Source organism: Streptomyces sp. NPDC002232, assembly GCF_042890295.1.
Classification (GTDB): domain Bacteria; phylum Actinomycetota; class Actinomycetes; order Streptomycetales; family Streptomycetaceae; genus Streptomyces.
This window is the reverse complement of record NZ_JBIARV010000007.1, coordinates 309,344-335,648: the sequence shown is the minus strand read 5'-3', so window position 1 is coordinate 335,648 and position 26,305 is coordinate 309,344. Positions and strand designations below refer to the sequence as shown.

Genomic DNA, 26,305 nt, shown 5'->3' with positions numbered 1-26,305 from the left:
CATCGCCGCTCCCGGGAATCCAGGGGGTGATGGGTGGCCCGCGACACCTTCGAAGGTGCGCGACGCTCCTGGAAACCCCGCCCGGGGGCCGGGTCTCCGGCTGACTGTCCCGTTCTGGTGTGCCGACCGGGGCCGGACACGGGACGCAGCAATCCGGACCAGTGTACCGGGTCCGCGGGGCCCGCTCGCACGCCCCGGTCTACTCGGCGCCCTTCAGGCGGGCCCGGACGCGCTCGACCACGTCCGCGTACCGCGCCTCGGCCCCGTACCGCGTGGGCTCGTAGTACTGGCGGCCGTGGATCGTGTCCGGGGCGTACTGCTGGGCCGCGATGCCGCCCGGGACGTCGTGGGGGTAGACGTACCCCTGGGCGTGGCCGAGCTTGGCCGCGCCCTTGTAGTGGCCGTCGCGCAGATGCGGCGGGACCGCGCCCGCGAGGCCGCCCCGGACGTCGGCGAGGGCCGCGCCGATCGCGGTCGTCGCCGCGTTCGACTTCGGAGCCAGGGCCAGGGCGATGGTCGCGTGGCTCAGCGTGAGGGCCGCCTCGGGGAAGCCGATCATGGCGACGGCCTGGGCGGCGGCGACGGCGATCGGCAGCGCCTGGGGGTCGGCGAGGCCGATGTCCTCGCTCGCGGAGATCATCAGGCGGCGGGCGATGAAGCGCGGGTCCTCCCCCGCCTCGATCATCCGCGCCAGGTAGTGCAGGGCCGCGTCCACGTCCGAGCCGCGGATCGATTTGATGAGCGCGCTGGCCACGTCGTAGTGCTGGTCGCCGTCCCGGTCGTACTTCACGGCCGCGCGGTCGACGGTCTCCTCGACGGTCTGGAGGGTGATCTCCGGCTCGCCCTTGGCGATCGCCGCGCCGGCCGCCGCCTCCAGGGCGGTCAGGGCCCGCCGGGCGTCGCCCCCGGCGACGCGCAGGAGGTGCGCCTCGGCGTCCTCGGGCAGGGTCACCGCCCCGCCCAGTCCCCGCTCGCCGGTGAGGGCCCGGGCCATCAGGCCCTTGAGGTCCTCGTCGGTCAGCGGCTCCAGGGTGAGGAGCAGCGAGCGGGAGAGGAGCGGGGAGATCACGGAGAAGTAGGGGTTCTCGGTGGTGGCGGCGATCAGCGTCACCCAGCGGTTCTCGACGGCGGGCAGGAGGGAGTCCTGCTGGGCCTTGGAGAAGCGGTGGATCTCGTCGAGGAAGAGGACGGTCTCCTTGCCGTAGCCGCCGACCGCGCGCCGGGCGCCGTCGATGACGGCCCGGACCTCCTTGACGCCCGCGGTGATCGCGGACAGCTCGACGAAGCGCTTGTTCGTGGCCTTCGAGACGACGTACGCCAGGGTCGTCTTGCCGATCCCCGGCGGGCCCCAGAGGATCACCGAGGAGGCGCCGGCGGGGCCGCCGTCCCCGTCCCCCACGAGCCGGCGCAGCGGCGAGCCGGGCTTGAGCAGGTGCTGCTGCCCCACCACCTCGTCGAGGGTGCGGGGACGCATCCGGACGGCCAGCGGGCTGCTGGACGGGTCCTTCTCCTGGCGGTCTTCGGCTGCTGCGGTAAAGAGGTCGGGCTCCACAGTCATGAAGCCTAGGTCACCGCACCGACAGTCCGGCCTCCGTCAGCTGGTCCAGAAGTCCCACCAGCGGGTGAGGATCAGCATGCCGATGATCCCGATGTGCAGGACCGGGAGGATCCAGGTGAACTCGTCGAAGAAGGTCTTCAGCCCGCCGGGGGCCGGGATGACGCCGAGGCGCACGTTGTGCGAGGTCACGTACCAGAACATGACGATGGTGGCGGCCCAGGCGAGGCAGCACCAGAGGCAGAGCGAGTTGATCTCGTACAGCGACTGGTACATCAGCCAGGTGCAGAAGCCGACGCCGAAGAGGGTGCCGGCGTTGAGGCCGAGCCAGTACCAGCGGCGGTGGCGGGCTCCGGCGAGCAGGCCCACGCCGATCGCGATCACCATGGCGTAGGTGACCAGGCCGAGCATCGGATTCGGGAAGCCGAAGACCGAGGCCTGCTCGCTCTTCATGATGTTGCCGCAGGAGACGATCGGGTTGAGGCTGCACCCGGGGGTGAAGGTGGGGTCCTCCAGGAGCTTGAACTTGTCGATGGTGATGACCCAGGCGGCCAGCAGTCCGGCCGCTCCGGTGATCACGAGGAGCCAGGAGAAGGCCCGGCTCGCCCCGATCGTGCCGCCGCCGTCCCGGCCGGAGCCGGCCTCGTCCACCGCTGCCTTCGCCATGTCACCTTTTCCCTCGCTCGACCCGCCTTGTGGGCAGGGTCATTCTGCAACACGGACCTGTCGTCCGGCCGTTCGCGGGAGATAAGGAAGGGCCCGGACCGGGGTGCGGTCCGGGCCCCTCCCCACAGCCGGTCAGGCCAGCTTGGCGCGCACGGCGTCCACCAGGGCGTCCAGGGTGACGGCCTGCTGCTCGCCGGACTCCATGTCCTTGAGCTGGACGACGCCCTCGGCGAGGTCGCGCTCACCGGCGACGACGGCGAGGCGGGCGCCCGAGCGGTTGGCGTCCTTCATGGCGCCCTTGAGGCCCTTGCCGCCGAAGGAGAAGTCGGCGGCGATCCCGGCCCGGCGCAGCTCGGTGACCTTGCCGAAGAGGAGGCGGCGGGCCTCCTCGCCGATGGCGACGGCGAAGACACTGGTGGCGGCGGGGATGTCGAGCTCGACGCCCTCCGCCTCCAGGGCGAGGACCGTGCGGTCCACGCCGAGCGCCCAGCCCACCGACGGCAGCGCGGGGCCGCCGATCATCTCGGAGAGGCCGTCGTAGCGGCCGCCGCCGCCGACCGCCGACTGCGAGCCGAGGCCGCCGTGGACGAACTCGAAGGTGGTGCGGGTGTAGTAGTCGAGGCCGCGGACCAGCTTGGGGTCGTCCTCGAAGACGACGCCCGCCGCGGTGATCAGGGCGCGCACCTCCTCGTGGTACGCCTTGCACGCGTCGCACAGGTAGTCGCGCAGGAGCGGCGCGTCGGTCAGCTGCTTCTGCACGGCCTCGCGCTTGTCGTCGAGGACGCGCAGCGGGTTGATCTCGGCGCGGCGCAGGGTGTCCTCGTCGAGGTCGAGGCCCCGCAGGAAGGTCTGGAGGGCCTCCCGGTAGACGGGGCGGCACTCCTGGTCGCCGAGCGAGTTCAGCAGGATCCGGAAGTTCCGCAGGCCGAGCGAGCGGTAGGCCTCGTCGGCCAGGATGATCAGCTCGGCGTCGAGGGCCGGGTCCTCGGCGCCGATGGCCTCGGCGCCGACCTGGGAGAAGTGCCTGTACCGGCCCTTCTGCGGGCGCTCGTAGCGGTAGTAGGAGCCGGAGTACCAGAGCTTGACCGGCAGGTTGCCCTGCTTGTGGAGGTTGGCCTCCAGGGCGGCGCGCAGCACGGAGGCGGTGCCCTCGGGACGCAGGGCGAGCTTGTCGCCGCCCTTGGTCTCGAAGGCGTACATCTCCTTGCTGACGATGTCGGTGGACTCGCCGACGCCGCGGGCGAAGAGGTTCACGTCCTCGAAGCCGGGCGTCTCGACGTAGCCGTAGCCGGACTTCCGCAGGGGGCCGGAGATCGCGTCCCGGACCGCGAGGTACTTGGCGGAGTAGGGCGGGATCAGGTCGTAGGTGCCCTTGGGGGCCTTGAAGGTGCTCACGTGAGTCGTCACATTCCTCGTCGGGGAGCGTCCGTGCTCCCGAGGCCGGCCGCCACGTCCCGCAGATAGGGGTTCGTGGCGCGCTCCTGGCCGATGGTCGTCTGGGGACCGTGCCCCGACAGCACCACGGTCGAGTTGTCCAGCGGCAGGCACACGCGGGCCAGCGACGCGAGCATCTCGTCCATGTCACCACCGGGAAGGTCGGTGCGTCCGATGGAGCCGGCGAACAACAGGTCCCCCGAGAAGAACACGGAGGGGATCTCCGTGGTCTCGGGCATCCGGAAGGTCACCGACCCCTTGGTATGACCGGGCGCGTGGGCGACAGAGAAGTCGAGACCGGCGAGCTTCAGCTCGGCGCCGTCGGCGAGCTCGCGCACGTCGTCGGGCTCTCCCACGGTCAGCTCGCCCATGAGGGGCATCCCGATGGAGCGGCCGAGGGCCTTCTCCGGGTCGCTCATCATGAAGCGGTCGGACGGGTGGATCCACGCGGGGACGTCATGGGCGCCGCACACCGGAACGACGGAGGCGACGTGGTCGATGTGTCCATGGGTGAGGACGACGGCGACGGGCTTGAGCCGATGCTTCTTCAGCGTCTCCTCGACACCCTGGGCGGCCTGGTGGCCCGGGTCGATGATCACGCACTCCTCGCCTGCGGCGGGGGCGACCAGATAGCAGTTGGTCCCCCAGGCCCCGGCGGGGAACCCGGCAATCAGCACGTTCGTCCTTAGATGTCGTCCGGCCCTCTGGCGCGGAACTCGCGGAAAACACGGAATGCGGCAGATCAGAGCCTACCGGCGGTGCCGGTTCCACAGCCAACCCGTATACGGTACGGGCACACCCGGCCAGGACAGGAACAGACGAGCGACAAGGAGCGGACCCGGTGGTCACCAGCGATCAGCGGCGGCGGCAGCTTGCCAGGGAGAAGTACGTGCGGCAGCAGCAGCGTCGGGAGGAATCCCGGCGCAAGGCGAAGCGCCGCAACACCGTCATCGCCTCCGCGCTCGCCGTGGTGCTGGCGGCCGGCGCCGCCGTGTACGGCTCCGTGGCGCTGACGGACAGCTCCTCGAAGGGGTCGTCGTCCGACGCGGCGGGCGACCCGACGGGCACGCCGACCACTCCGGCGCCCACGCAGAGCGAGTCCAAGGGCCCCGAGCCGAAGCTGACCGTGGACCAGAAGGCCACGTACGCGATGGCGCTCACCACGAACGAGGGCGAGATCACGATCACCATGGACGCGGCGAAGACGCCGCACACGGTGAACTCCTTCAAGCACCTCGCCGACAAGAAGTACTTCGACGGGACCAAGTGCCACCGCCTCACGACCCAGGGCATCTTCGTGCTCCAGTGCGGCGACCCCAAGGGCGACGGCACCGGCGGCCCCGGCTACACGATCCCCGACGAGAACCTGACCGCCCTCGGCAAGGCGGGCGCGGAGGGCACGGTGACCTTCCCGGCCGGCACCGTCGCCATGGCCAACACGGGACAGCCCGGCACGGGCGGCTCGCAGTTCTTCCTCGTCTACAAGGACACCAAGCTGCCGCCGACCTACACCCCCTTCGGGAAGATCGACGCGGCCGGCCTCAAGGCGGTCCAGGAGGTGGCGAAGGCGGGCGTCGAGGGCGGCGCCGCGGACGGTGCCCCGAAGAAGGCCGTCACCGTCGAGAAGGCGACCGTCGCGAAGAAGTGAGCCCGCGCGTCCGCACGCACGCGTGACCGCCGAATCTCGGTCGCGCTGAGTGCGGACAGCCGGGCCGCGGTTCGCCTAGATTGGCGTTGTGCAGCGTGGGCCGTCGGCCGCGCTGCGGATGGCGGGCGAGGCCCGCCGGGAAACTGTGGACGATGCCCGGGGGGTACCACCCCGCGACGGCATCATGGTGAGGAGGCGCTGTGAGCAGCGACCCGTGGGGCCGCGTCGACGAGACGGGCACCGTGTACGTGCGGACGGCCGAGGGCGAGAAGGTCGTCGGATCGTGGCAGGCCGGCACCCCCGAGGAGGCCCTGGCCTACTTCGAGCGCAAGTACGAGGGCTTGGTGGTCGAGATCGGCCTCCTCGAGAAGCGGGTGAGGACCACCGACCTCTCGGCGAAGGACGCCACCGCGGCGATCGAGCACATCCGGCAGCAGATCGACGAGCACCACGCCGTCGGTGACCTCGCCGCGCTCGGGACCCGGCTGGACAAGCTCGTCGAGTCGGTCGACTCGCGTCGCGAGGAGCGCAAGGCCCAGAAGGCCAAGCAGACCGACGAGGCGCGCGCCGCCAAGGAGAAGCTCGTCACCGAGGCCGAGGAGCTGGCCCAGAGCGAGCAGTGGCGCTCCGCGGGCGAGCGGCTGCGGGCGCTCGTGGACACCTGGAAGGGCCTCCCCCGGCTCGACCGTAAGTCCGACGACGAGCTGTGGCACCGCTTCTCGCACGCCCGCTCCGCGTTCTCGAAGCGCCGCAAGGCGCACTTCGCGTCCCTGGACGCCCAGCGCGAGGACGCCCGCAAGGCGAAGGAGCGTCTGGTCACCGAGGCGGAGTCGCTGTCGAACTCCACCGACTGGGGCAACACCGCGGCCCGCTACCGCGAGCTGATGGCGGACTGGAAGGCGGCCGGCCGCGCCCAGCGCGAGCACGAGGACGACCTGTGGAACCGCTTCCGCGGCGCGCAGGACGTCTTCTTCGCGGCGCGCGGCGAGGTCTTCGCCGAGCGGGACGCGGAGCAGACCGAGAACCTCAAGCTGAAGGAGGAGCTCGCGACCGAGGCCGAGAAGCTGGTGCCGGTGACGGACCTGAAGGCGGCGCGCGCGGCCTTCCGCTCCCTCAACGAGCGCTGGGAGGCCATCGGCCACGTCCCGCGTGACGCCCGTCCCAAGGTCGAGGGCCGGATGCACGCGGTGGAGCGGGCGATCCAGGAGGCCGAGGAGGCCGAGTGGCGCCGGACGAACCCGGAGGCGCGTGCGCGTGCCGCGGGTCTGACCGGTCAGCTCCAGGACGCCGTCGAGAAGCTGCGCAAGCAGATCGACGCGGCCCGCGCCGCCGGCAACGACGCCAAGGCCGACAAGCTCGCCCGCGAGCTGGAGGGCCGCCAGGCCCTGCTCGACCAGGCCATGAAGGGCCTGGAGGAGTTCGGCGGCTGAGACCCGTTCCCGCGTACGAGGAAGGCCCCCGGCATCGCGCCGGGGGCCTTCCTCGTACGTGCCGCCACGGCTTGCGGGCCGAGGTGACGCTGCCGCTACGGCCTGCGGGCGGAGGTCACGCGGTGCCGCTACGGCCTGCGGGCCGACGTCACGCGGTAGACGTCGTACACGCCCTCCACGCCCCGCACGGCCTTCAGGACGTGCCCCAGGTGCTTCGGGTCGCCCATCTCGAAGGTGAACCGCGAGGTCGCCACCCGGTCGCGGGAGGTCTGGACGGCCGCCGACAGGATGTTGACGTGCTGGTCCGAGAGGACCCGGGTGACGTCCGAGAGGAGCCGCGAGCGGTCCAGCGCCTCGACCTGGATGGCGACCAGGAAGACCGAGGACTGGGTCGGGGCCCACTCGACCTCCAGAATCCGCTCCGGCTCCCGGGACAGCGAGTCCACGTTGACGCAGTCGCTGCGGTGGACCGACACGCCGCTGCCGCGCGTGACGAACCCGATGATCGGGTCGCCGGGCACGGGCGTGCAGCAGCGCGCCAGCTTCACCCAGACGTCGTCGACGCCCTTGACGACGACACCCGGGTCGGCGCTGGAGCGCCGCTTGGAGCGGCCGCGGGTCGGCGGGGCCGTCTCGTCGATGTCGTCGGTGGCGGCCTCCTCGCCGCCGAGCGCCTGGACCAGCTTCTGCACGATGGACTGGGCGGTGACGTGGCCCTCGCCGATCGCCGCGTACAGCGAGGAGATGTCGCTGTAGCGCATCTCGTGGGCGAGGGTGACGAGGGAGTCGCCGGTGAGGATCCGCTGGATCGGCAGGTTCTGCTTGCGCATGGCCCGCGCGATGGCGTCCTTGCCCTGCTCGATGGCCTCGTCGCGGCGCTCCTTGGAGAACCAGGCACGGATCTTGTTCCGGGCGCGCGGGGACTTGACGAAGCCCAGCCAGTCGCGGGAGGGCCCGGCGCCGGCGGCCTTGGAGGTGAAGACCTCGACCAGGTCGCCGTTGTCGAGGGTCGATTCGAGCGGCACGAGCCGCCCGTTGACCCGTGCTCCTATCGTGCGGTGGCCGACCTCGGTGTGGACGGCGTACGAGAAGTCGACGGGGGTGGCGCCGGCGGGCAGCGCGATGACGTCGCCCTTCGGGGTGAAGACGAAGACCTCGTTGCGGGAGAGGTCGAAGCGCAGGGACTCCAGGAACTCGCTGGGGTCCTCGGTCTCCTTCTGCCAGTCCAGGAGCTGGCGCAGCCACGCCATGTCGTTGAGGTGGTCGTCCTTGCCGGTCTTCTTCGGCACGTCGGCGCGGACCTTGGAGGCGCCGGCGACGGCCTCCTGCTTGTACTTCCAGTGCGCGGCGATGCCGTACTCGGCGCGCCGGTGCATGTCGAAGGTCCGGATCTGGAGCTCGACGGGCTTGCCGTTGGGTCCGATGACCGTCGTGTGCAGCGACTGGTACATGTTGAACTTCGGCATCGCGATGTAGTCCTTGAACCGGCCGGGGACCGGGTTCCATCGCGCGTGGACGGTGCCGAGGGCCGCGTAGCAGTCGCGGACGGTGTCCACGAGGACGCGGATGCCGACCAGGTCGTAGATCTCCGCGAAGTCACGGCCGCGGACGATCATCTTCTGGTAGACGCTGTAGTAGTGCTTGGGGCGGCCGGTGACGGTCGCCTTGATGCGTGCGGCGCGCAGGTCGGTCTGGACCTCGTCGGTCACTATGGCGAGGTACTCGTCCCGCTTGGGGGCGCGCTCGGCGACGAGCCGGACGATCTCGTCGTACATCTTGGGGTAGAGGATCGCGAAGGCGAGGTCCTCCAGCTCCCACTTGATGGTGTTCATGCCCAGGCGGTGGGCCAGGGGCGCGTAGATCTCGAGGGTCTCGCGGGCCTTCTTCTCCTGCTTCTCCCGCTTGAGGTAGCGCATGGTGCGCATGTTGTGCAGGCGGTCGGCGAGCTTGATGACCAGGACGCGCGGGTCCTTGGCCATGGCGACGACCATCTTGCGGACGGTCTCGGCCTGGGCGGCCTCGCCGAACCTGACCTTGTCGAGCTTGGTGACGCCGTCGACGAGCAGGGTGACCTGGTCGCCGAAGTCACGGCGCAGGTCCTCCAGGCCGTACTCGGTGTCCTCGACGGTGTCGTGGAGCAGCCCGGCCATCAGGGTCGCCGGGTCCATGCCGAGCTCGGCGAGGATGGTCGTCACGGCGAGCGGGTGCGTGATGTACGGGTCGCCGCTCTTGCGCTTCTGGCCGCGGTGCCAGCGCTCGGCTACCTGGTAGGCCCGCTCGACCTGGCGCAGCGTCGCCGTCTCGATCTTGGGGTCGTTGGAGCGGACGATCCGCAGCAGCGGTTCGAGGACCGGGTTGTACGGGGAGGAGCGCTGGACGCCGAGCCGGGCGAGGCGGGCGCGGACGCGGTTCGACGAACCGCCGGAGCGCGCGGGCGCGGGCCGCTCGGGGGCGGCGGGCGCGGGGGCGGGCGCAGCGGGCTCGGGCCTGGTCTCCGCTGCCTTGTTCTGGGGCGTGCCGGTACCCGGCGCGGCCTTCTCGGCCTTCGGGTCAGGCTGCGCGGCGGAGAGTGGCTGGGCCTCGTCTGGCAAGAAGCGCTCCTCTGCGGGTCCCCCCGGACGGAGTCTGGGGGAGGTTCCGGGTCCCCCGGTCAGGCCCGGAAAGCCCATCGTATCGAGCCAACTGTGCCCGCGCCCACGCGCCCGTGTTTCGGACGCGCACCGGACGGGCATCGGGGGGCGGCCGGGGTGCTCTCCCTGAGAACGCGAAGGGGCGCCCCGGGGATTCCCCGGGGCGCCCCTTCTGGGGTGAAAACCCTCGTCACGGGCCTAACGGCGACACCTCACCGGTCACGGTGGATCCCCCCGTCCCGGCCGGAGACCGCGCCGCCACGGTCACCGCCACTTGACGAGCGAGGCACCCTTGATCTTGATCGTCTTGTTGGCCGCGACATTCCCCCAGGGCACGTTCCGGATCACACCGGATCGGCCGCACCCCGCGTTGACCCACTTGTCCCGGCCGTTCACGAAGCCGAGCACCTGGACACAGGGCCTGCCCCGCTCCGCCCTCCACTCGTACACGGCCTTGTACGCCGGATATCCGAAGACCGAGCAGGTGTTGTCCCTGATCGTCGTCCACCGTGTGGGGAGGCCGACAGCGGACTTCCACGAGGCCGAGCAGCCGGCCCGGGCAGTGGCGGGAGCGGCACTCACCTCAGTCGCCGGTGCGGCCTGGGCCGGTCCGGCCAACGAGGACATGCCCACGACGGAGACGAGCGCGGTGACGCCGGTCGCTAAGTTGCGCAAGACGGACATAGAGATCCTCCGATGTTCCCCACGTTTTGCCCCTCCCAGAGGGGCGGTCCCGCTCATGACAGCAAGTAACTACCCTGGTACTCAAGTGATTTGAGGGTCTCCTGAGCAATGCGGGGCACATTCAGACAGCCCTTCCGTGTGCGAGCCTCGGCGGAGGCAGACACGCAGAAGGGGCGCCCCGGGGATTCCCCGGGGCGCCCCTTCTCTGGCGACGCGTGAGGTCAGACCGTGATCAGCGCCGTGAGCGGAGCGCCGGACAGGGCCGGTTCCAGGCGGGCGCGGCCCGGGAGGAAGCCGAGCTCCATGAGGACGGCGACGCCCGCGACCTCGGCTCCCGCGCGGCGGATGAGCTCGATCGAGGCCTCGGCCGTGCCGCCGGTGGCGAGGACGTCGTCGATGACCATGACGCGGTCGCCCGCGGCCAGGTCCTCGGCATGCACCTCGATCTCGGCGGTGCCGTACTCCAGCTCGTACGCCTGGCGGAGCGTGGCCCCGGGGAGCTTGCCGGCCTTGCGGACCGGGATGAAGCCCAGGCCCGCGCGGACGGCCACCGGGGCGGCCAGGATGAAGCCGCGCGCCTCCAGGCCGACGACCTTCGTCGCGCCGTGCGCGGAGCACAGCCCGGCGAGGACGTCGGTCAGCGCCGTGAACGCCTCCGGGTCCGCGAGCAGCGGCGTGATGTCCTTGAACAGCACGCCCGGCTTCGGATAGTCGGGTACGTCACGGATGCGGCTGAGCAGGAGCTCGGTGACGTCCTGGGCCTCGGCGGTCATCCTCGGCGCTCCTGGGCGCCGCGACGGCTCGCCCGGGGACCGACGACGGCGGCCTCGGCGAGGTCGTCCACGTCGTCCGGCGACTCGCCCTTGGCCGCGGCGCTCGCGCGCTTGGCCAGGATGCGCTTCTTGAGCGCCTTGATCGACGGCTCGCGCTCCTTGAGATCGGCCACCAGCGGGGTGGCGATGAAGATCGAGGAGTACGCGCCGGCGGCGAGACCGACGAACAGCGACAGCGAGATGTCGTTGAGCATGCCGGCGCCGAGGACGCCGCCACCGATGAAGAGCAGGCCGGCGACCGGCAGCAGCGCGACCACGGTGGTGTTGATCGAACGGACCAGGGTGCCGTTGATCGAGCGGTTGGCCAGCTCGCTGTAGGTGAAGCGGGTCTGCTTCGTGATGTCCTTCGTCTGCTCCTTGAGCGAGTCGAAGACGACGACGGTGTCGTACAGCGAGTAACCGAGGATCGTCAGCAGACCGATCACCGTACCCACGGTGACCTCGAAGCCGACCAGCGAGTAGATGCCCACCGTGATCGTGAGGTCGTGGATCAGGGCGACGAGTGCCGCGACCGCCATTCTCCACTCGAAGGCGATGGCCAGGTAGATCACCACGAGGATCATGAAGACCCCCAGGCCGGTCCAGGCCTTGGTGGCGATCTGCTCACCCCAGCTGGGGCCGACGAGCTCGGCCGCGATCTTGTCCTCGGGGACGCTCAGGTCCTTGGCCAGCTCCGCGCGGACCTGGTCGGACTTGGCGGTGTCGAGGCCGCCGACCTGGATGCGCAGGGAGCCGTTGCCCAGCTGCTGGACGATCGCGTCGTGGCCGGAGGCCTCTTCCGCGTACTCCTGCGCCTGGCTGACGGACACGTCCGACTTCGGGGTGGTGAAGACGGCGCCGCCCTGGAACTCGATGCCCATGTTGAGGCCGCGGACGGCCAGGGCGACGATGGCGGTGATGGTGATCAGGATGGACAGGCCATACCAGATCTTGCGGTTGCCGATGAAGTCGTAACCGACCTCACCGCGGTGGAGCCGGGCGCCGAGATCGCCGAGCTTCGACATCTCACGCCTCCTTCGGGTCGACAGGGCCAGCGGCAGAGGCATTGGCACGGCGGGTGCGGCGCAGCGGCGGCTTGGCGCCGAGCCGCTTCGGGTCCAGACCGGACCAGGCGTGGCCGTTGCCGAAGAACTTGGTGCGGGCGAGCAGCGTCATGACCGGCTTGGTGAAGAGGAACACCACGACGATGTCGAGCAGGGTGGTCAGGCCGAGCGTGAACGCGAAGCCCTGGACCTTGCCGACGGTGACGATGAAGAGCACGGCCGCGGCCAGGAACGACACGAAGTCGGAGACCATGATCGTGCGGCGGGCGCGCGGCCAGGCGCGCTCGACGGCCGGGCGGAGCGTGCGGCCCTCGCGGAGCTCGTCGCGGATGCGTTCGAAGTACACGATGAACGAGTCCGCGGTGATGCCGATGGCGACGATGGCGCCGCAGACGGCCGGCAGGTTCAGCGCGAAGCCGATGGCCGGGCCGAGCAGGGCCATGAGCACGTAGGTCAGCAGCGCGGAGACGCCGAGGCTGAGGATCGCGATCAGCGACAGGCCCCGGTAGTACAGGACCAGGTAGATGATGACGAGACCGAGGCCGATGGCACCGGCGATGATGCCGGCCTCCAGCTGGTCACCACCGAGCGCGGCGGTGACGGTGTCGACGCTCTGGGTCTGGAAGGACAGCGGCAGGGCGCCGTAGGACAGGATGTTCCCAAGGTCCTGGGCGGACTGCTGGTTGAAGCTGCCGGAGATCTGGGCGTTGGCGCTCAGCGTGGTCTGCACGCGGGGCGCGGAGACGACCTCGCCGTCCAGCACGATCGCGAACTGGTTCTGCGGCTCGGTCTGCTGCGACAGCTTGCTGGTGATCGCCTGGAACTTCTTCGAGCCGCCGTCCGTGAACTCCATGTCCACGATCCACTGGCCGGTCCGCTGGTCCAGGCCGGCCTTGGCGTTGTCGACGTCCTTGCCCTCGACCTCGGCCGGACCCAGGAGGTACTTCTCCCACTGGCCGGCCGCGTTCTTGCCACAGGCCACGGTGGGCTCGCTGGCCTTGACGCCCTGGCCGGCGGCGGTGCGCTGCTTCGGGTCGAGGCAGTTCAGCGTGGTGAACTTCTTCTCCAGCGCCGCCGTGGCGGCGTCGGGCGTCTGGGGCGCCGGAGGGGTCCCGGTGGCCTTCGGCTTCGCGGAGGAGGAGGCGGTGGGGGTGGGGCTCGGGGCCTTGAGGGCCTCGGTGAGCGCACGGCCCTGCGGGGAGCCGGTGGCCGTCGGCGTGGCCGACTTCTCACCCGCCGTCGTGCCGGAGGAGGCCGAGGCGGACGGCTTCGGCGAGCCCGTGGAGCCGGCGCTCGGCGTCGGCTGGGGCGCGGCGGCCGCGACGGTGAGCACGGGCCGGAAGTACAGCTGGGCGGTGGTGCCGACCTGCTCGCGGGCCTGCTTCTCGTTCGTCCCGCGAGGGATGTTGACGATGATGTTCTCGGCGCCCTGCGTCTGAACCTCGGCCTCGGAGACACCCAGACCGTTGACACGGCGCTCGATGATGCCGACCGCCGTGTTCATGTTGGTCTCGTTGACCGCCGACTCCTGGCCGGGCTCGGCCTTCGCCTTGAGCGTGATCGACGTACCGCCGGCGAGGTCGATGCCGAGGCGCGGGGTGGTGTGCCCCGACCAGAACATCCCGCCGGTGAGTGCGACCATGGCGATCAGGATGATTGCCAGGGCGCGGCCCGGACGGCTCTGTCCCCCCGCCGCCCCTCGGCCCTTCTTCGGTGCTGCCACCTGTCGTATCTCCCTGTCCAACCGTCCCGCGCCGGGTATGCGCGGGACGGCCACGAAGTGTGTGTGGGGACCTGCCCCCGCAGACGTGGAACCGTTCCGGGGACCGCGCACGCCTGTGGGCGTGCGCGGGGCACCCGGCCGCGACTACTTCGCGTCGGTCTCGCCGTCGGTCTTGCCGTCCTTCTGACCCTCGGCGGCGGCCTCGGACGCGTCGGACTTCTTCGTGAGGTCGGCCTTCGGCGCGTCCTCGACGGTCTCGACGTGCTTGTCCGTGGCGTCGGCGGTCTCGGTCAGCGAGGAGGCGTCGTCCGGGACGACGGTCTCGGAGTCCGACTCCTCGTCGCCGTGGACGATCCGGTTGTACTCGGAGTCCTCGAGGACCGCGCCGATCGCGTTCTTGGCGTAGACCGCGTGCACGCCGGGCGCGACCTCGAGGAGAACGGTCTCGTCGCCGATCTCCTTGACGGTGGCGTACATCCCCCCGATCGTCCGTACGCCGGTGCCGGGCTGCATCTCGTTGCGCATCTGCGCCGCCGCCTGCTGCTTCTTCTTGGCAGAGCGGGTCATCAGGAACATGGCCCCGATGAGGACGATGAAGGGGAGGAGGGTCACGATGCTCACGGGACGGGTTTCCTTCGCACGGTCGCGGAGAACCCGCGGCCTGATCTTCGGGGGTGGGCGCGCCGACCAGAAAGGGCGGCAACGGCGGAGTCTAGGCGAGTCCGCATCGATGGAACAACGTCCAGCATCGCACCCTGGTTCCGGTACGGGCGAGTGTCCGCACCGTCACGCCCCGAAGAGCCCCTGTTGTCCGCTTCCTGGCCCGGCCGGGCCCACGGCCTGCGGTGGAACGAGTCCCAGGTGGGTCCATGCCGCAGGAGTGGCGACCCGGCCACGGGGCGTGCGGGCCAGCAGGCCTTCGCGTACGAGGAAGGGTTCGGCGACCTCCTCGACGGTCTCGCGCTCCTCCCCCACGGCGACGGCGAGGGTGGACAGGCCGACCGGTCCGCCCCCGAAGAGCTTCAGCAGGGCCTCCAGGACGGCCCGGTCGAGGCGGTCGAGGCCGCGGCTGTCCACCTCGTACACGCGGAGGGCCGCCTCGGAGATCTCCCGGGTGATCACTCCGTCGGCCCTGACCTGGGCGTAGTCGCGGACGCGGCGGAGCAGGCGGTTGGCGATGCGGGGCGTGCCGCGGGAGCGGCCGGCGATCTCGGCGGCGCCCGCCGGGTCGATCTCGACGTCGAGGAGTCCGGCGGAGCGGTGGATCACGCGCTGGAGTTCGGAGGGGTCGTAGAACTCCATGTGGGCGGTGAAGCCGAAGCGGTCGCGCAGCGGGGGCGGCAGGAGTCCGGCCCGGGTGGTGGCGCCGACCAGGGTGAAGGGCGGGAGTTCGAGCGGGATGGCGGTGGCGCCGGGGCCCTTGCCGACGATGACGTCGACGCGGAAGTCCTCCATCGCCATGTAGAGCATCTCCTCGGCGGGCCGGGACATGCGGTGGATCTCGTCGAGGAAGAGGATCTCGCCCTCCTGGAGGGAGGAGAGGATCGCGGCGAGGTCGCCGGCGTGCTGGATGGCGGGGCCGGAGGTGATGCGGATCGGCGCGTTCATCTCGGCGGCGATGATCATCGAGAGGGTCGTCTTGCCGAGGCCCGGGGCGCCGGAGAGCAGCACGTGGTCGGCGGTGGCACCGCGCTGGCGGGCCGCCTTGAGGACGAGGTCGAGCTGCTGGCGGACCTTCTCCTGGCCGACGAACTCGCTGAGGTCCTTGGGGCGCAGCGCCGCCTCGACGGCCTGGTCGTCGCCCTCGGCGGAGGCGCCCACGAGGCGCGCGTCCGTCTCGGCGGTGCTGTCGTCGTCCCAGTTCACGGTGATGGTCTTCCTCTTCGTACGGGAGGTCAGCGGGCCCGGTTGAGGGTCTGCAGGGCGGCGCGGAGCAGCTGCGGCACGGGCGCGCTGCCGGTCTCGGCGATCGCGGCCTCGGCCTGCGGGGTGACGGCGCCGACGGCCTCCTCGGCCTCGCGGCTCGCGTAGCCGAGGCCGATGAGGGCGGCGGACAGCTGCTCGGTCCACGGCGCGGGGCCGGAGGCCGCGGCGCGCTGGGCGCCGACCAGGCCGCTGCTGCCCAGCGGGGAGCCGAGCTTGTCCTTCAGTTCGAGGAGGAGCTTCTGCGCGCCCTTCTTGCCGATGCCGGGAACGCCGGTGAGGGCCTTCTCGTCGCCGGTGGAGACGGCGAGGCGCAGCGCGTCGGGGCTGTGCACCCCGAGCATGGCCTGGGCGAGGCGCGGACCGACGCCGCTGGCGGTCTGGAGGAGCTCGAAGACCTGCCGCTCGTCGTCGTCGGCGAAGCCGTACAGGGTCAGGGAGTCCTCGCGGACGACGAGGGAGGTGGCGAGCCGGGCGTGCTCGCCGAGGCGCAGGCCGGCGAGGGTGCCGGGGGTGCACTGGACGGCCATGCCGACTCCCCCGACCTCGACGACGGCGGTCGTGGGGGCGAGGGCGGCGACCGGGCCGCTCACGAAGGCGATCATCGGGTACGGCCTTTCAGCGCGGTGACGGGCCGGGCAGCGGCGTGCTGGGCGACGGCCTGTTGCAGACGGTTCTGGGCGGGGGCCCGCCAGATGTGGCAGATGGCGAGGGCGAGGGCGTCGGCGGCGTCGGCCGGCTTCGGCGGGGCGGAGAGCCGCAGGAGCCGGGTCACCATGGCGCCGACCTGGGCCTTGTCGGCGCGGCCGCTGCCGGTGACGGCGGCCTTGACCTCGCTGGGGGTGTGCAGGGCGACGGGGATGCCGCGCCGGGAGGCGCAGAGCATGGCGACCGCGCTGGCCTGGGCGGTGCCCATCACCGTACGGACGTTGTGCTGGCTGAACACCCGCTCGACGGCGACGAGTTCGGGTGAGAAGCGGTCGAGCCACTCCTCGATGCCGCGCTCGATGCCGACGAGGCGCACCCCTATGTCGGCGTCCGCGGCGGTGCGCACGACGCCGACGCCGAGCATGGTCAGGGGCCGGCCGGCGACGCCCTCGACGACACCGACGCCGCACCGGGTCAGTCCGGGGTCCACCCCGAGTACGCGCACGCCGCCCCCTCCCTGATCGCCAGCCGATCGCAAGTCTGTTTGTGCAGGCTATCCGCTGCCACTGACAACGCAGCGGGCCGACGGGGTGTGTCCCGTCGGCCCGCTGCTCGGAAGGTACGCGATCAGGCGTCGACCTTCTCCATGACCTCGTCGCTGACGTCGAAGTTGGCGAAGACGTTCTGCACGTCGTCGCTGTCCTCCAGGGCGTCGATCAGCTTGAACATCTTGCGCGCGCCCTCCTCGTCCAGCTCGACCTGCATGGTCGGGACGAAGCTGGACTCGGCCGAGTCGTAGTCGATGCCGGCCTCCTGGAGCGCGGAACGGACCGCGACCAGGTCGGTGGCCTCGCTGATGATCTCGAAGGACTCGCCGAGGTCGTTGACCTCCTCGGCACCGGCCTCGAGCACCGTCTCCAGGACGTCGTCCTCGGACAGCTCGCCCTTGGGGAGCACGACGACGCCCTTGCGGTTGAACAGGTACGAGACCGAGCCCGGGTCGGCCATGGAGCCGCCGTTGCGGGTCATGGCGACGCGGACGTCGGAGGCGGCGCGGTTGCGGTTGTCGGTGAGGCACTCGATGAGCACCGCGACACCGTTCGGACCGTAGCCCTCGTACATGATCGTGGCGTAGTCGACGCCGCCGGCCTCGAGGCCGCCGCCGCGCTTGACCGCGGAGTCGATGTTCTTGTTCGGGACCGAGCTCTTCTTGGCCTTCTGGATGGCGTCGAAGAGGGTCGGGTTGCCGTCCGGGTCGGCGCCGCCGGTCCGGGCCGCGACCTCGATGTTCTTGATCAGCTTCGCGAAGAGCTTGCCGCGCTTGGCGTCGATCACGGCCTTCTTGTGCTTCGTCGTAGCCCATTTAGAGTGGCCGGACATCTGCCTGTCTCCTTCGCGTAACCAACTTCTTGAACGAACCCCAGAGATCCTACCGGGATCGGGTCACCGTTCCGCGCGCACCATGTCCACGAACAGCGCGTGGATGCGGTGGTCGCCGGTGAGCTCGGGGTGGAAGGAGGTGGCGAGGGCACGGCCCTGGCGCACGGCGACGATGTGGCCCCCGTGCTCCGCGAGGACCTCGACCTCGGCGCCGATGGACTCCACCCACGGGGCGCGGATGAAGACGCCCTCGACGGGAGTGTCGATGCCCGCGACGGTGACGGAAGCCTCGAAGGACTCGTTCTGGCGGCCGAAGGCGTTGCGGCGGACGATCATGTCGATGCCGCCGAAGGTCTCCTGGCCCGAGCGTGGGTCGAGGATCTTCTCGGCGAGCATGATCAGGCCGGCGCAGGTGCCGTACACGGGCATGCCGCCCGCGATCCGCTCGCGCAGGGGCTCCATCAGGCCGAAGAGGTCGGCCAGCTTGGAGATGGTGGTGGACTCACCACCGGGGATGACCAGACCGTCGACCTCGGCGAGCTCTTCGGGGCGCCGGACCGGCCTGGCCACGGCGTCCGCCGCGGCCAGGGCGATCAGGTGCTCCCGTACGTCGCCCTGGAGGGCCAGGACACCGATGACGGGCGTGCTCATGGGTGCTTACCAGCCCCGGTTCGCGTAGCGCTCGGACTCGGGGAGGGTGTCGCAGTTGATGCCGACCATGGCCTCGCCCAGGTTGCGGGAGGCGTCCGCGATGACCTTCGGGTCGTCGTAGAAGGTGGTGGCCTTCACGATGGCGGCGGCGCGCTTGGCCGGGTCGCCCGACTTGAAGATGCCGGAGCCGACGAAGACGCCCTCGGCGCCGAGCTGGCGCATCAGCGCGGCGTCGGCGGGGGTGGCGACACCACCGGCGGAGAACAGCACGACCGGCAGCTTGCCGAGCTCGGAGACCTCCTTGACGAGCTCGTACGGGGCGCGGAGCTCCTTGGCGGCGGCGAACAGCTCGTTGTTGTCGAAGCCGCGCAGCTTGGCGATCTCGTTCTTGATCTGGCGCAGGTGGCGGACGGCCTCGACGACGTTGCCGGTGCCGGCCTCGCCCTTGGAGCGGATCATGGCCGCGCCCTCGGCGATGCGGCGCAGGGCCTCGCCCAGGTTGGTGGCGCCACAGACGAAGGGGGTCGTGAAGGCCCACTTGTCGGAGTGGTTGACCTCGTCGGCCGGGGTCAGGACCTCGGACTCGTCGATGTAGTCGACACCGAGGGACTGGAGGACCTGGGCCTCGACGAAGTGGCCGATGCGGGACTTGGCCATCACCGGGATGGAGACCGCGCCGATGATCTCCTCGATCATGTTCGGGTCGGACATGCGGGCGACGCCGCCGTCCTTGCGGATGTCCGCGGGGACCCGCTCCAGGGCCATGACGGCCACGGCGCCGGCGTCCTCGGCGATCTTCGCCTGCTCGGCGTTGACCACGTCCATGATCACGCCGCCCTTGAGCTGCTCGGCCATGCCGCGCTTGACGCGCGCGGTGCCGGTCTCGGGGGACTGGAAGGTGGTGGAAGGCGTGGTGGACACGGATACCTCACTCGTGACAACAGGGGTTGACGACAAGAAGAGGAAACAGTCCACCTGGGGTCCACATCAAGGGCCAATGTGGACCCGGTGGATCGTTTTCGCAGGTTGAGAGGGTCAGGCCGGACGATCAGCAAGGGCCACCGGCGGCTCGTCGTCCATTTCGAAGGCCAGCGGGAAGGGCGCGTGGCCCGCGAGCCGGAACCAGCGGACCTTGCGGTGACGGCGCAGGGCACGGGCCGCCCGGACCGCGTCGTTGTGGAAGCGGCGGGCCATCGGGACGCGGCGGACGGCCTGCGCGAGCTCCCCGGCGGCCTCCTCGCCGCCGGGTGCCTCCCGTACGAGTTCCACCTGCTCGGACTCGCCGAAGACGGCCCGCAGCGCCTGGCTCAGCTCGCTCTCGGCGACCTCCCGCTGCTCCTCCTCGGCCTGCCGGGCGGCGTGCGCGGCCTCGTACAGCACGATGGAGGCGGCCGGGTCGAGGACGCCGGAGGTGGCGAGCTCCTGGGTGACCGAGGCCCGGCGCAGCAGCTGCGCGTCCAGGGCGGCGCGGGCGGCGTCGATGCGCGCGTGCAGGCGGTCGAGCCGCCCGGCGGTCCAGCTCAGATAGACGCCGATGAGGATCAGCGCGACGACGGTCCAGATCACGGTTTCGGTCACGGGCGCACAGGCTACCGGGGCGGCGGCAGCACACCTTCCCAAAGGTCGCGGTCATGGGCGAAGAGGACACGCGCGGGGCGGCCGGCGGCGAGCTCGCCGAGCCGGTCGAGCCAGGGGAGGTACGGGCGTCCGAACTCGTGCGCGAAGTCGTACGCCTGTCCGGCGAGGACCGTGACCCGGTCGCCGTGGTCGAGGACGAGCGACTGGTGGCCCTCGGTGTGGCCGGGGGTGGGCACGATCCGCACGCCCGGTGCGATCTCGTGCTCGCCGTCGATCTCCTCGTACCGGACTCCGGGCAGGAGGGAGTCGATGGTGTGCCCGCCGGCGCGGGCGAGGGCGAGCTCCTTGCGCTGGACGAGGACGGGGGTGGCGGGGAAGAGCTGGTTGCCGCCGATGTGGTCGAAGTGCAGGTGGCAGTTGACGACGAGGTCGACGTCGTCAGGTCCCACGGACAGCGGGTGGCGGACGGGCCGGTAGTGGGCGTCCGTCTCCGGGGACCCGGTCCCCATCCCGGTGTCGAAGAGCAGCCGCACGCCCGCGTGGCGCACGAGATACCCGAGAACGGGCTCCACGCGCGCGTGGGGGCCGCCGCACTCTTCGGCGGGGCGGGTGAAGTGTCCGAGGTCGAGACGGGTGATGGCGTCCATGGGGACCCCGTTCCCCTCCCTGCGGCGGGCATGCGCCCCGCCGGTCCGTTGTGGGCCAGCGCCCCGCCCCGCTGTGGGCCAGCGCCCCGCCCCGCTGTGGGCCCGCGCCCCGCCCCGCTGTGGGCCCGCGCCCCGCCGTTGTGGGCAGGCGTTCCGCAAGGGGCGGAACGGGTGGGCACAACGGACCAGCGCCCTACCGGCGCCAGAGGCTCCCGCACCCCGACCCGCACCACCGGTGACGGCACCTTGTGGAGCGGGTCCAGGCCCAGAACGCGGAGGCGCCGCTCAGCGCGCCGTCCCGTGTGCCCACCCGTCCCGCCCCAGCGGGACGATTGCCCACACGGGCGGGGCGACGGGCCCATAAGGGCGTGGCGACGGGCGTGGCGACGGACCCACACGGGCGTGGGCGACGGGCACACACGGGCACAGGCGCACACGGGGGGGGTAGGCCACACGCACAGCGGACGCGCGGGCGGCGAAGGCCCAAGCCGACCGGGGGCGCGGCTCCGCGGGGCGTGGCGCCCGGGCGGGCGACGCGCCGAGCGCCCGAGAGCGGCAGCCCCCGCGCCGCGCTACAGCCCCAGCCGCGCCCGCAGCCCGCCCGTTCGTTCGTCGGTGTCCACCGCCGCCGCCCCGTCCGTCACCGTCTCGTACACGGCCAGGATGTCCGCCCCCACCGTCCCCCAGTCGAAGCGCCGCACATGGGCCGAGCCGCGGGCGCTCAGCTCCGCGCGCCGCGTCTCGTCGCCGAGGAGCGCGATCGCCGCGTCGGCGAGCGCGTCGGCGTCCTCGTTGGCGAAGAGCTCTCCGGCCGCCCCCTGGTCGAGGACCTGGGCGAAGGCGTCGAGGTCGGAGGCGAGGACCGGCGCGCCGGCCGACAGCGCCTCGACGAGGATGATGCCGAAGCTCTCCCCGCCCGTGTTGGGCGCCACGTACACGTCGACGCTGCGCAGCAGCCGCGCCTTGTCCTCGTCGCTGACCATGCCGAGGAACTCCACCCGGGAGCGCATCCCGGCCGGCAGGGAGGCGACCGCCTCCTCCTCGTCGCCGCGTCCGGCGACGAGGAGCCGGGCTCCGGGCCGCTCGGTGAGGATCCGGGGAAGGGCCCGCATGAGGACCGGCAGGCCCTTGCGGGGCTCGTCGATCCGGCCGATGAAGCCGAGGGTCTCGCCCTGCCACTCCTTCTTCGGCTCGGCGCGGGCGAAGAAGTCCACGTCGACGCCGTTCGGGATGACGACCGCGTCGCCGCCGAGGTGCTCGACGAGCGTCCGCCGCGCGTACTCGCTGACCGCGATGCGGGCGCTGATCTTCTCCAGGGCGGGCTGGAGGATCGGGTACGCGGCGATCATGGCCCGGGAGCGCGGGTTCGAGGTGTGGAAGGTGGCCACGATCGGCCCCTGCGCCGCCCAGCAGGTGAGCAGCCCCAGGGAGGGCGAGGTCGGCTCGTGGATGTGGACGACGTCGAAGGTGCCGTCGTGCAGCCAGCGGCGGACCCGCGCGGCGGAGAGGAAGCCGAAGCTGAGCCGGGCCACGGAGCCGTTGTAGGACACGGGCACCGCGCGGCCCGCCGAGACCACGTACGGCGGCAGCGGGGTGTCGTCGTCGGCGGGGGCGAGGACGGAGACCTCGTGGCCGAGCCGGATCAGGTGCTCGGCGAGGTCGCGGATGTGGAACTGGACGCCGCCCGGCACGTCCCAGGAGTACGGGCAGACGATCCCGATCTTCACGCGGCCGGTCCCTCCCGCTCGTCCAGGTCCGCGAGCCACAGTCGTTGCAGCATGTGCCAGTCCTCCGGGTGGTCCGCGATGCCGCCGGCGAAGACGTCGGCGAGCTCCTGTGTCATCACGGACGTCTTCTCGGCGCGCGTGCCTGACTCGGGTACGTCGATCGGCGCGTGGATGCGGCCCTTCATGACCGCCGTGTCGTCGTACCAGAGGGTCACCGGGAGCAGCAGCGCGCCGGTCTGCTGGGCGAGTATCGCCGGTCCCGCGGGCATCCGCGCGGTGTCCCCGAAGAACGTGACCTCGGTGCCGGACGCCGACAGGTCGCGGTCGGCGACCAGGCAGATCAGGCCTCCGGCCCGCAGTCGCCGCGCGAGCGTGCCGAAGGCGGAGCCGCCGGTGTGCGGCAGGACCTCCATGCCGAGGGACTCGCGGTAGGCGACGAACCGGTCGTAGAGCGACTCCGGCTTCAGCCGCTCCGCGACGGTCGTGAAGGGCAGGCCGAGCGAGCGGGTCACCCACACGCCCGCGAGGTCCCAGTTGGCCAGGTGCGGCAGGGCGAGGACGACGCCGCGCCCGGCGGCGAGGCCTTCCTCGAGGTAGTGGCGGCCCTTGATGTCGATGGACCGCTCGACCCGCTCCTTGCTCCAGGTCGGCAGCCGGAAGGACTCCATCCAGTACCGCATGTACGAGCGCATGCCGGCCCGCGAAAGCTCGGCGAGGCGCTCGGGCGTGGCGTCCGGCACCACGCGCGCGAGGTTGGACTCCAGGCGCAGGACGCTCTTGCCGCGCCGCTTCCAGGCGAAGTCGGCGATCCGGCGGCCGAGCCCGGTCGCCACCGGCTCGGGCAGCTTCTTGACGGTCGCCCAGCCGGCGCCGTACAGCCCGTCGCTCAGGCGCTCCTTGAGGGTGCTCACGAGGCCGCCCCGCCTCCTCCGGACGCCGCCGCGGCGGCGTCCGCCTCGGCCGACTCGCGGCGCACGGTCACGACCCGCTGGCCCAGGGTCACGGCGCTGCCCACGGCCACGATCCACAGGGCGATCGGGAGCAGGATCTGGATGCCGGGGACGCCGAAGGCGTGGAGTCCGGCGAGGCCGGCGGCGACCAGCGAGATCACCAGGCGCTCGGCGCGCTCGACCAGGCCGTTCACCGCGACGGGCAGGCCGATCGACTCGCCCCGGGCCTTGGTGTACGAGACGACCTGGCCGCTCGCGAGGCAGAAGATCGCCACGGCGCACATGACGTTGTCGTCGCCCTTGCCGGCGTACCAGAGCGCGAAGCCGCCGAAGATCGCGCCGTCGGCGACCCGGTCGAGCGTCGAGTCCAGGAAGGCTCCCCATCGGCTGGAGATCCCCGCCTGCCGGGCCATGTTGCCGTCGACGAGGTCGGAGAAGACGAAGAGGGTGATGATGATCGTGCCCCAGAAGAACTCCCCGCGGGGGAAGAAGACCAGGGCACCGGCCATCACCCCCGCGGTGCCGATGAGCGTGACCGCGTCGGGGCTGACGCCCCGGCGGAGCAGAAACGCGGCGAACGGTGTGAGGACACGCGTGAAAAAGGCACGCGCGTACTTGTTCAGCATGGCCTTCCCGAGGTTCGGTGGGCCGCGCGGCCCCTACGACCACCGGCTCACCCATCGTAGCCACGAGCGTCCCGGGCTACCGGCGGGTACCCGCCCCGCCGCGTCGCCGTCCCGCCGAGGGCCACCCGGGGGGCTCCCCCGCGTACGACGTATGGACGCGTCCTGGCGTCGGTGCAAAGCTCGAAGGACCACCGCGGGCACCGCCGGAGCCGTACCGCGACACGCCACTCCCCCGCGCCCGCGTCCCGCCGCATCGTGCGAGCAGTCGGGAGGACATCATCATGGGTGACAAGGCGAAGACGCCCGCCGGGGCCGCCGGCAGGGCTCCGACGGCCGACCGGCCCTCGGCCGTGCGGAACGTGGTGCTGGTCGGCCACAGCGGATCGGGCAAGACGACGCTCGTCGAGGCGCTGGCGCAGACCGCCGGAGCGCTCAACCGGGCCGGGCGGGTCGAGGACGGCGGCACCGTCTCCGACTACGACGAGATCGAGCACCGCCAGCAGCGGTCCGTGCAGCTCTCCCTCGTCCCGGTCGGCTGGGGCGGATACAAGATCAACCTCCTCGACACCCCCGGGTACGCCGACTTCGTCGGGGAGCTGAGGGCCGGTCTGCGCGCGGCGGACGCGGCCCTCTTCGTCGTCTCGGCCGCGCAGGAGGCGGACGCCGTCGCCGCCTCCACGCGCGCGATCTGGGAGGAGTGCGCCGCCGTCGGCATGCCCCGCGCCATCGTCGTCACCCATCTGGACACCGCCCGCACCGACTTCACCGAGCTCACGGCCGTCTGCGCCGGGCTCTTCGGCAGGGACGACCCCGACGCGGTCCTGCCCCTCTACCTTCCGGTGCGCGGCGCCGAGGGCTCCGACGGGCACGCCCCCGCGACCGGCCTGGTCGGCCTGCTCTCGGAGCGGATCTACGACTACTCCTCGGGGACGCGCCGGGAGGAGGCGCCCGACGAGGCGCAGCGGGAGCTCATCGCCCGTGCACGGGCCCGGCTGATCGAGGGGATCATCGCCGAGAGCGAGGACGAGACCCTCATGGACCGCTACCTCGGCGGCGAGGAGATCGACCTGAAGACCCTCGTCGACGACCTGGAGAAGGCCGTCGCGCGGGGTGTCTTCCATCCGGTGCTGGCGGCCGCCCCGGCCGCCGACGGCGGGACGCAGGGCCTCGGCACCCTGGAGCTCCTGGAGCTGATCACCGGCGGTTTCCCCTCCCCGCTGGAGCACGAGGCTCCCTCGGTCACCACGCCCGACGGCCGCTCGCGGCCCGCGATCGGCTGCGACCCCGACGGGCCGCTGGTCGCCGAGGTGGTCAAGACGGCCGCCGACCCGTACGTGGGGCGGATCTCCCTGGTCCGGGTCTTCTCCGGCACCCTGCGCCCGGACGAGACGGTGCACATCTCGGGTCACGGCCTGGCGGACCGGTCGCACGACGGTCCGGGACTCCACGAGGCGGACGAGCGGACCGGCGGGCTCACCTCCCCCTTCGGCCGGCAGCAGCGGCCGCTCGCGGAGTGCGTCGCCGGGGACCTCGCGTGCGTCGCCCGGCTCGGCCACGCGGAGACCGGCGACACCGTCTCCGCCAAGGACGATCCGCTCCTGATGGAGCCGTGGGCGATGCCGGAGCCGCTGCTGCCGCTGGCCGTCCAGGCCCACGGCAAGGCCGACGAGGACCGGCTCTCGCAGGGCCTCTCGCGGCTGGTCGCCGAGGATCCGACGCTGCGGCTCGAACAGAACCAGGACACCCGCCAGGTGGTGCTGTGGTGTCTGGGCGAGGCGCATCAGGAGGTCGCCCTGGAGCGGCTGCGCGGCCGGTACGGGGTGCGGGTGGACGCGGTGCCGTACAAGGTGGCGCTGCGCGAGACCTTCGGCGGCTCCGCCTCGGGCCGGGGGCGGCACGTGAAGCAGTCCGGCGGCCACGGCCAGTACGCGATCTGCGAGATCGACGTGGAGCCGCTGCCGCCGGGCAGCGGCATCGAGTTCGTGGACAAGGTCGTCGGCGGCGCCGTCCCGCGCCAGTTCGTCCCGTCCGTGGAGAAGGGCGTGCGGGCGCAGGCCGCGCGGGGGCTCGCCACCGGGCATCCGCTCGTCGACATCCGGGTCACCCTGCGGGACGGCAAGGCCCACTCGGTGGACTCCTCCGACGCCGCGTTCCAGACGGCCGGGGCGCTGGCGCTGCGCGAGGCCGCGTCCGAGGTGCCGGTCCATCTCCTGGAGCCGGTCGCCCAGGTCGAGGTCCTCGTCCCCGACGAGTACGTCGGCCCGGTCATGAGCGACCTGTCGGGTCGTCGCGGCCGGGTCGTCGGCACCGACCAGGCGGGGCCGGGGAGGACCGTGGTCCGCGCCGAGGTGCCGGAGATCGAGATCGGGCGGTACGCGATCGACCTCCGCTCGATCGCGCACGGCACCGGACGCTTCGACCGCAGCTACGCCCGGCACGAGCCGATGCCCCCTCACCTGGCGGAGAGGATCCGCGAACAGGCGGAGAGGGGGGTCTAATCGGCGGATCGACGGTGGCGCGCGTCCGCCT

24 protein-coding genes are annotated in these 26,305 nt (G+C 71.6%); 3 read left to right on the top strand and 21 right to left on the bottom strand.

Translation table 11 applies throughout. The features are described 5' to 3' along the window. Positions 1 to 199 precede the first annotated feature (199 nt). The 4 genes from ACFYXU_RS33235 to ACFYXU_RS33220 all read right to left on the bottom strand — a co-directional run bounded on the left by ACFYXU_RS33235 (position 200) and on the right by ACFYXU_RS33220 (position 4,332). The gene (locus ACFYXU_RS33235; protein WP_329850930.1) at positions 200 to 1,552 is read right to left on the bottom strand and encodes a replication-associated recombination protein A; all 1,353 of its coding nucleotides are present in this window, start codon (positions 1,550 to 1,552) and stop codon (positions 200 to 202) included. 42 nt (positions 1,553 to 1,594) lie between these two features. Further along, positions 1,595 to 2,221 (bottom strand): vitamin K epoxide reductase family protein, encoded by a 627-nt coding sequence (locus ACFYXU_RS33230; RefSeq protein ID WP_376516082.1) that lies wholly within the window; start codon positions 2,219 to 2,221, stop codon positions 1,595 to 1,597. A gap of 132 nt (positions 2,222 to 2,353) precedes the next feature. Continuing rightward, on the bottom strand, positions 2,354 to 3,616 hold the full coding sequence (gene hisS, locus ACFYXU_RS33225) for a histidine--tRNA ligase (RefSeq protein ID WP_389461339.1): 1,263 nt from the start codon (positions 3,614 to 3,616) through the stop codon (positions 2,354 to 2,356). Positions 3,617 to 3,624: 8 nt separating this feature from the next. After that, entirely contained in the window at positions 3,625 to 4,332 is a 708-nt protein-coding gene (locus tag ACFYXU_RS33220; protein WP_329850786.1) for an MBL fold metallo-hydrolase, read from the bottom strand. A 164-nt stretch (positions 4,333 to 4,496) separates the two neighbouring features. Between ACFYXU_RS33220 and ACFYXU_RS33215 the strand changes: the two genes are divergently transcribed. Then, positions 4,497 to 5,303 (top strand): peptidylprolyl isomerase, encoded by an 807-nt coding sequence (locus ACFYXU_RS33215; RefSeq protein ID WP_389408703.1) that lies wholly within the window; start codon positions 4,497 to 4,499, stop codon positions 5,301 to 5,303. A gap of 200 nt (positions 5,304 to 5,503) precedes the next feature. Next, entirely contained in the window at positions 5,504 to 6,733 is a 1,230-nt protein-coding gene (locus ACFYXU_RS33210) for a DUF349 domain-containing protein (protein ID WP_376516091.1), read from the top strand. A 128-nt stretch (positions 6,734 to 6,861) separates the two neighbouring features. On the opposite strand, the gene ACFYXU_RS33205 is transcribed toward ACFYXU_RS33210, so the two are convergent. The 17 genes from ACFYXU_RS33205 to pgsA all read right to left on the bottom strand — a co-directional run bounded on the left by ACFYXU_RS33205 (position 6,862) and on the right by pgsA (position 23,776). Then, entirely contained in the window at positions 6,862 to 9,324 is a 2,463-nt protein-coding gene (locus ACFYXU_RS33205) for a RelA/SpoT family protein (protein WP_389461336.1), read from the bottom strand. Between the two features lie 303 nt (positions 9,325 to 9,627). Continuing rightward, positions 9,628 to 10,047, bottom strand: a complete 420-nt coding sequence (locus tag ACFYXU_RS33200; protein WP_389461334.1) for a hypothetical protein — start codon at positions 10,045 to 10,047, stop codon at positions 9,628 to 9,630. Between the two features lie 221 nt (positions 10,048 to 10,268). Then, entirely contained in the window at positions 10,269 to 10,820 is a 552-nt protein-coding gene (locus ACFYXU_RS33195) for an adenine phosphoribosyltransferase (RefSeq protein ID WP_376512035.1), read from the bottom strand. Continuing rightward, positions 10,817 to 11,884, bottom strand: coding sequence for a protein translocase subunit SecF (gene secF, locus ACFYXU_RS33190; RefSeq protein WP_361393797.1), 1,068 nt, complete (start codon positions 11,882 to 11,884; stop codon positions 10,817 to 10,819). Before secF ends, ACFYXU_RS33195 begins: the two co-directional genes overlap by 4 nt. A 1-nt stretch (position 11,885) precedes the next feature. After that, a complete protein-coding gene (gene secD, locus ACFYXU_RS33185; protein ID WP_376512033.1) occupies positions 11,886 to 13,646 on the bottom strand; it encodes a protein translocase subunit SecD in 1,761 nt (586 codons plus the stop codon). 144 nt (positions 13,647 to 13,790) lie between these two features. Then, positions 13,791 to 14,267, bottom strand: a complete 477-nt coding sequence (yajC, locus tag ACFYXU_RS33180; RefSeq protein WP_389461332.1) for a preprotein translocase subunit YajC — start codon at positions 14,265 to 14,267, stop codon at positions 13,791 to 13,793. A gap of 165 nt (positions 14,268 to 14,432) precedes the next feature. Continuing rightward, positions 14,433 to 15,512, bottom strand: a complete 1,080-nt coding sequence (gene ruvB, locus ACFYXU_RS33175; RefSeq protein WP_361393794.1) for a Holliday junction branch migration DNA helicase RuvB — start codon at positions 15,510 to 15,512, stop codon at positions 14,433 to 14,435. Positions 15,513 to 15,541: 29 nt separating this feature from the next. Then, a complete protein-coding gene (gene ruvA, locus ACFYXU_RS33170; RefSeq protein ID WP_389461329.1) occupies positions 15,542 to 16,174 on the bottom strand; it encodes a Holliday junction branch migration protein RuvA in 633 nt (210 codons plus the stop codon). Continuing rightward, the gene (gene ruvC / locus ACFYXU_RS33165) at positions 16,171 to 16,722 is read right to left on the bottom strand and encodes a crossover junction endodeoxyribonuclease RuvC (protein WP_189804416.1); all 552 of its coding nucleotides are present in this window, start codon (positions 16,720 to 16,722) and stop codon (positions 16,171 to 16,173) included. Before ruvC ends, ruvA begins: the two co-directional genes overlap by 4 nt. A gap of 122 nt (positions 16,723 to 16,844) precedes the next feature. Next, the gene (locus ACFYXU_RS33160; protein WP_361393792.1) at positions 16,845 to 17,597 is read right to left on the bottom strand and encodes a YebC/PmpR family DNA-binding transcriptional regulator; all 753 of its coding nucleotides are present in this window, start codon (positions 17,595 to 17,597) and stop codon (positions 16,845 to 16,847) included. A gap of 63 nt (positions 17,598 to 17,660) precedes the next feature. After that, the gene (pdxT, locus tag ACFYXU_RS33155) at positions 17,661 to 18,248 is read right to left on the bottom strand and encodes a pyridoxal 5'-phosphate synthase glutaminase subunit PdxT (protein WP_376512028.1); all 588 of its coding nucleotides are present in this window, start codon (positions 18,246 to 18,248) and stop codon (positions 17,661 to 17,663) included. Positions 18,249 to 18,254: 6 nt separating this feature from the next. Next, positions 18,255 to 19,169: a pyridoxal 5'-phosphate synthase lyase subunit PdxS gene (gene pdxS / locus ACFYXU_RS33150; protein WP_329850805.1), complete on the bottom strand. Its 915-nt coding sequence runs from the start codon at positions 19,167 to 19,169 to the stop codon at positions 18,255 to 18,257. Positions 19,170 to 19,283: 114 nt separating this feature from the next. Continuing rightward, positions 19,284 to 19,826, bottom strand: a complete 543-nt coding sequence (locus ACFYXU_RS33145) for a hypothetical protein (RefSeq protein WP_329850807.1) — start codon at positions 19,824 to 19,826, stop codon at positions 19,284 to 19,286. Between the two features lie 11 nt (positions 19,827 to 19,837). Further along, the gene (locus tag ACFYXU_RS33140; RefSeq protein ID WP_389408700.1) at positions 19,838 to 20,473 is read right to left on the bottom strand and encodes an N-acyl homoserine lactonase family protein; all 636 of its coding nucleotides are present in this window, start codon (positions 20,471 to 20,473) and stop codon (positions 19,838 to 19,840) included. A gap of 572 nt (positions 20,474 to 21,045) precedes the next feature. After that, positions 21,046 to 22,200, bottom strand: a complete 1,155-nt coding sequence (locus ACFYXU_RS33135; protein WP_376512024.1) for a glycosyltransferase family 4 protein — start codon at positions 22,198 to 22,200, stop codon at positions 21,046 to 21,048. Continuing rightward, positions 22,197 to 23,111 (bottom strand): phosphatidylinositol mannoside acyltransferase, encoded by a 915-nt coding sequence (locus tag ACFYXU_RS33130; RefSeq protein WP_376512022.1) that lies wholly within the window; start codon positions 23,109 to 23,111, stop codon positions 22,197 to 22,199. The genes ACFYXU_RS33135 and ACFYXU_RS33130 overlap by 4 nt, the downstream gene beginning before the upstream one ends. Beyond that, complete coding sequence (pgsA, locus tag ACFYXU_RS33125; RefSeq protein ID WP_361393787.1) at positions 23,108 to 23,776, bottom strand: phosphatidylinositol phosphate synthase; 669 nt, start codon at positions 23,774 to 23,776, stop codon at positions 23,108 to 23,110. Before pgsA ends, ACFYXU_RS33130 begins: the two co-directional genes overlap by 4 nt. A gap of 281 nt (positions 23,777 to 24,057) precedes the next feature. On the opposite strand from pgsA, the gene ACFYXU_RS33120 reads away from it, so the two are divergent. Beyond that, positions 24,058 to 26,274 carry an elongation factor G-like protein EF-G2 gene (locus ACFYXU_RS33120; protein ID WP_389461326.1) on the top strand — a complete coding sequence of 739 codons (2,217 nt, stop codon included), beginning with the start codon at positions 24,058 to 24,060 and terminating at the stop codon, positions 26,272 to 26,274. Positions 26,275 to 26,305 lie beyond the last annotated feature (31 nt).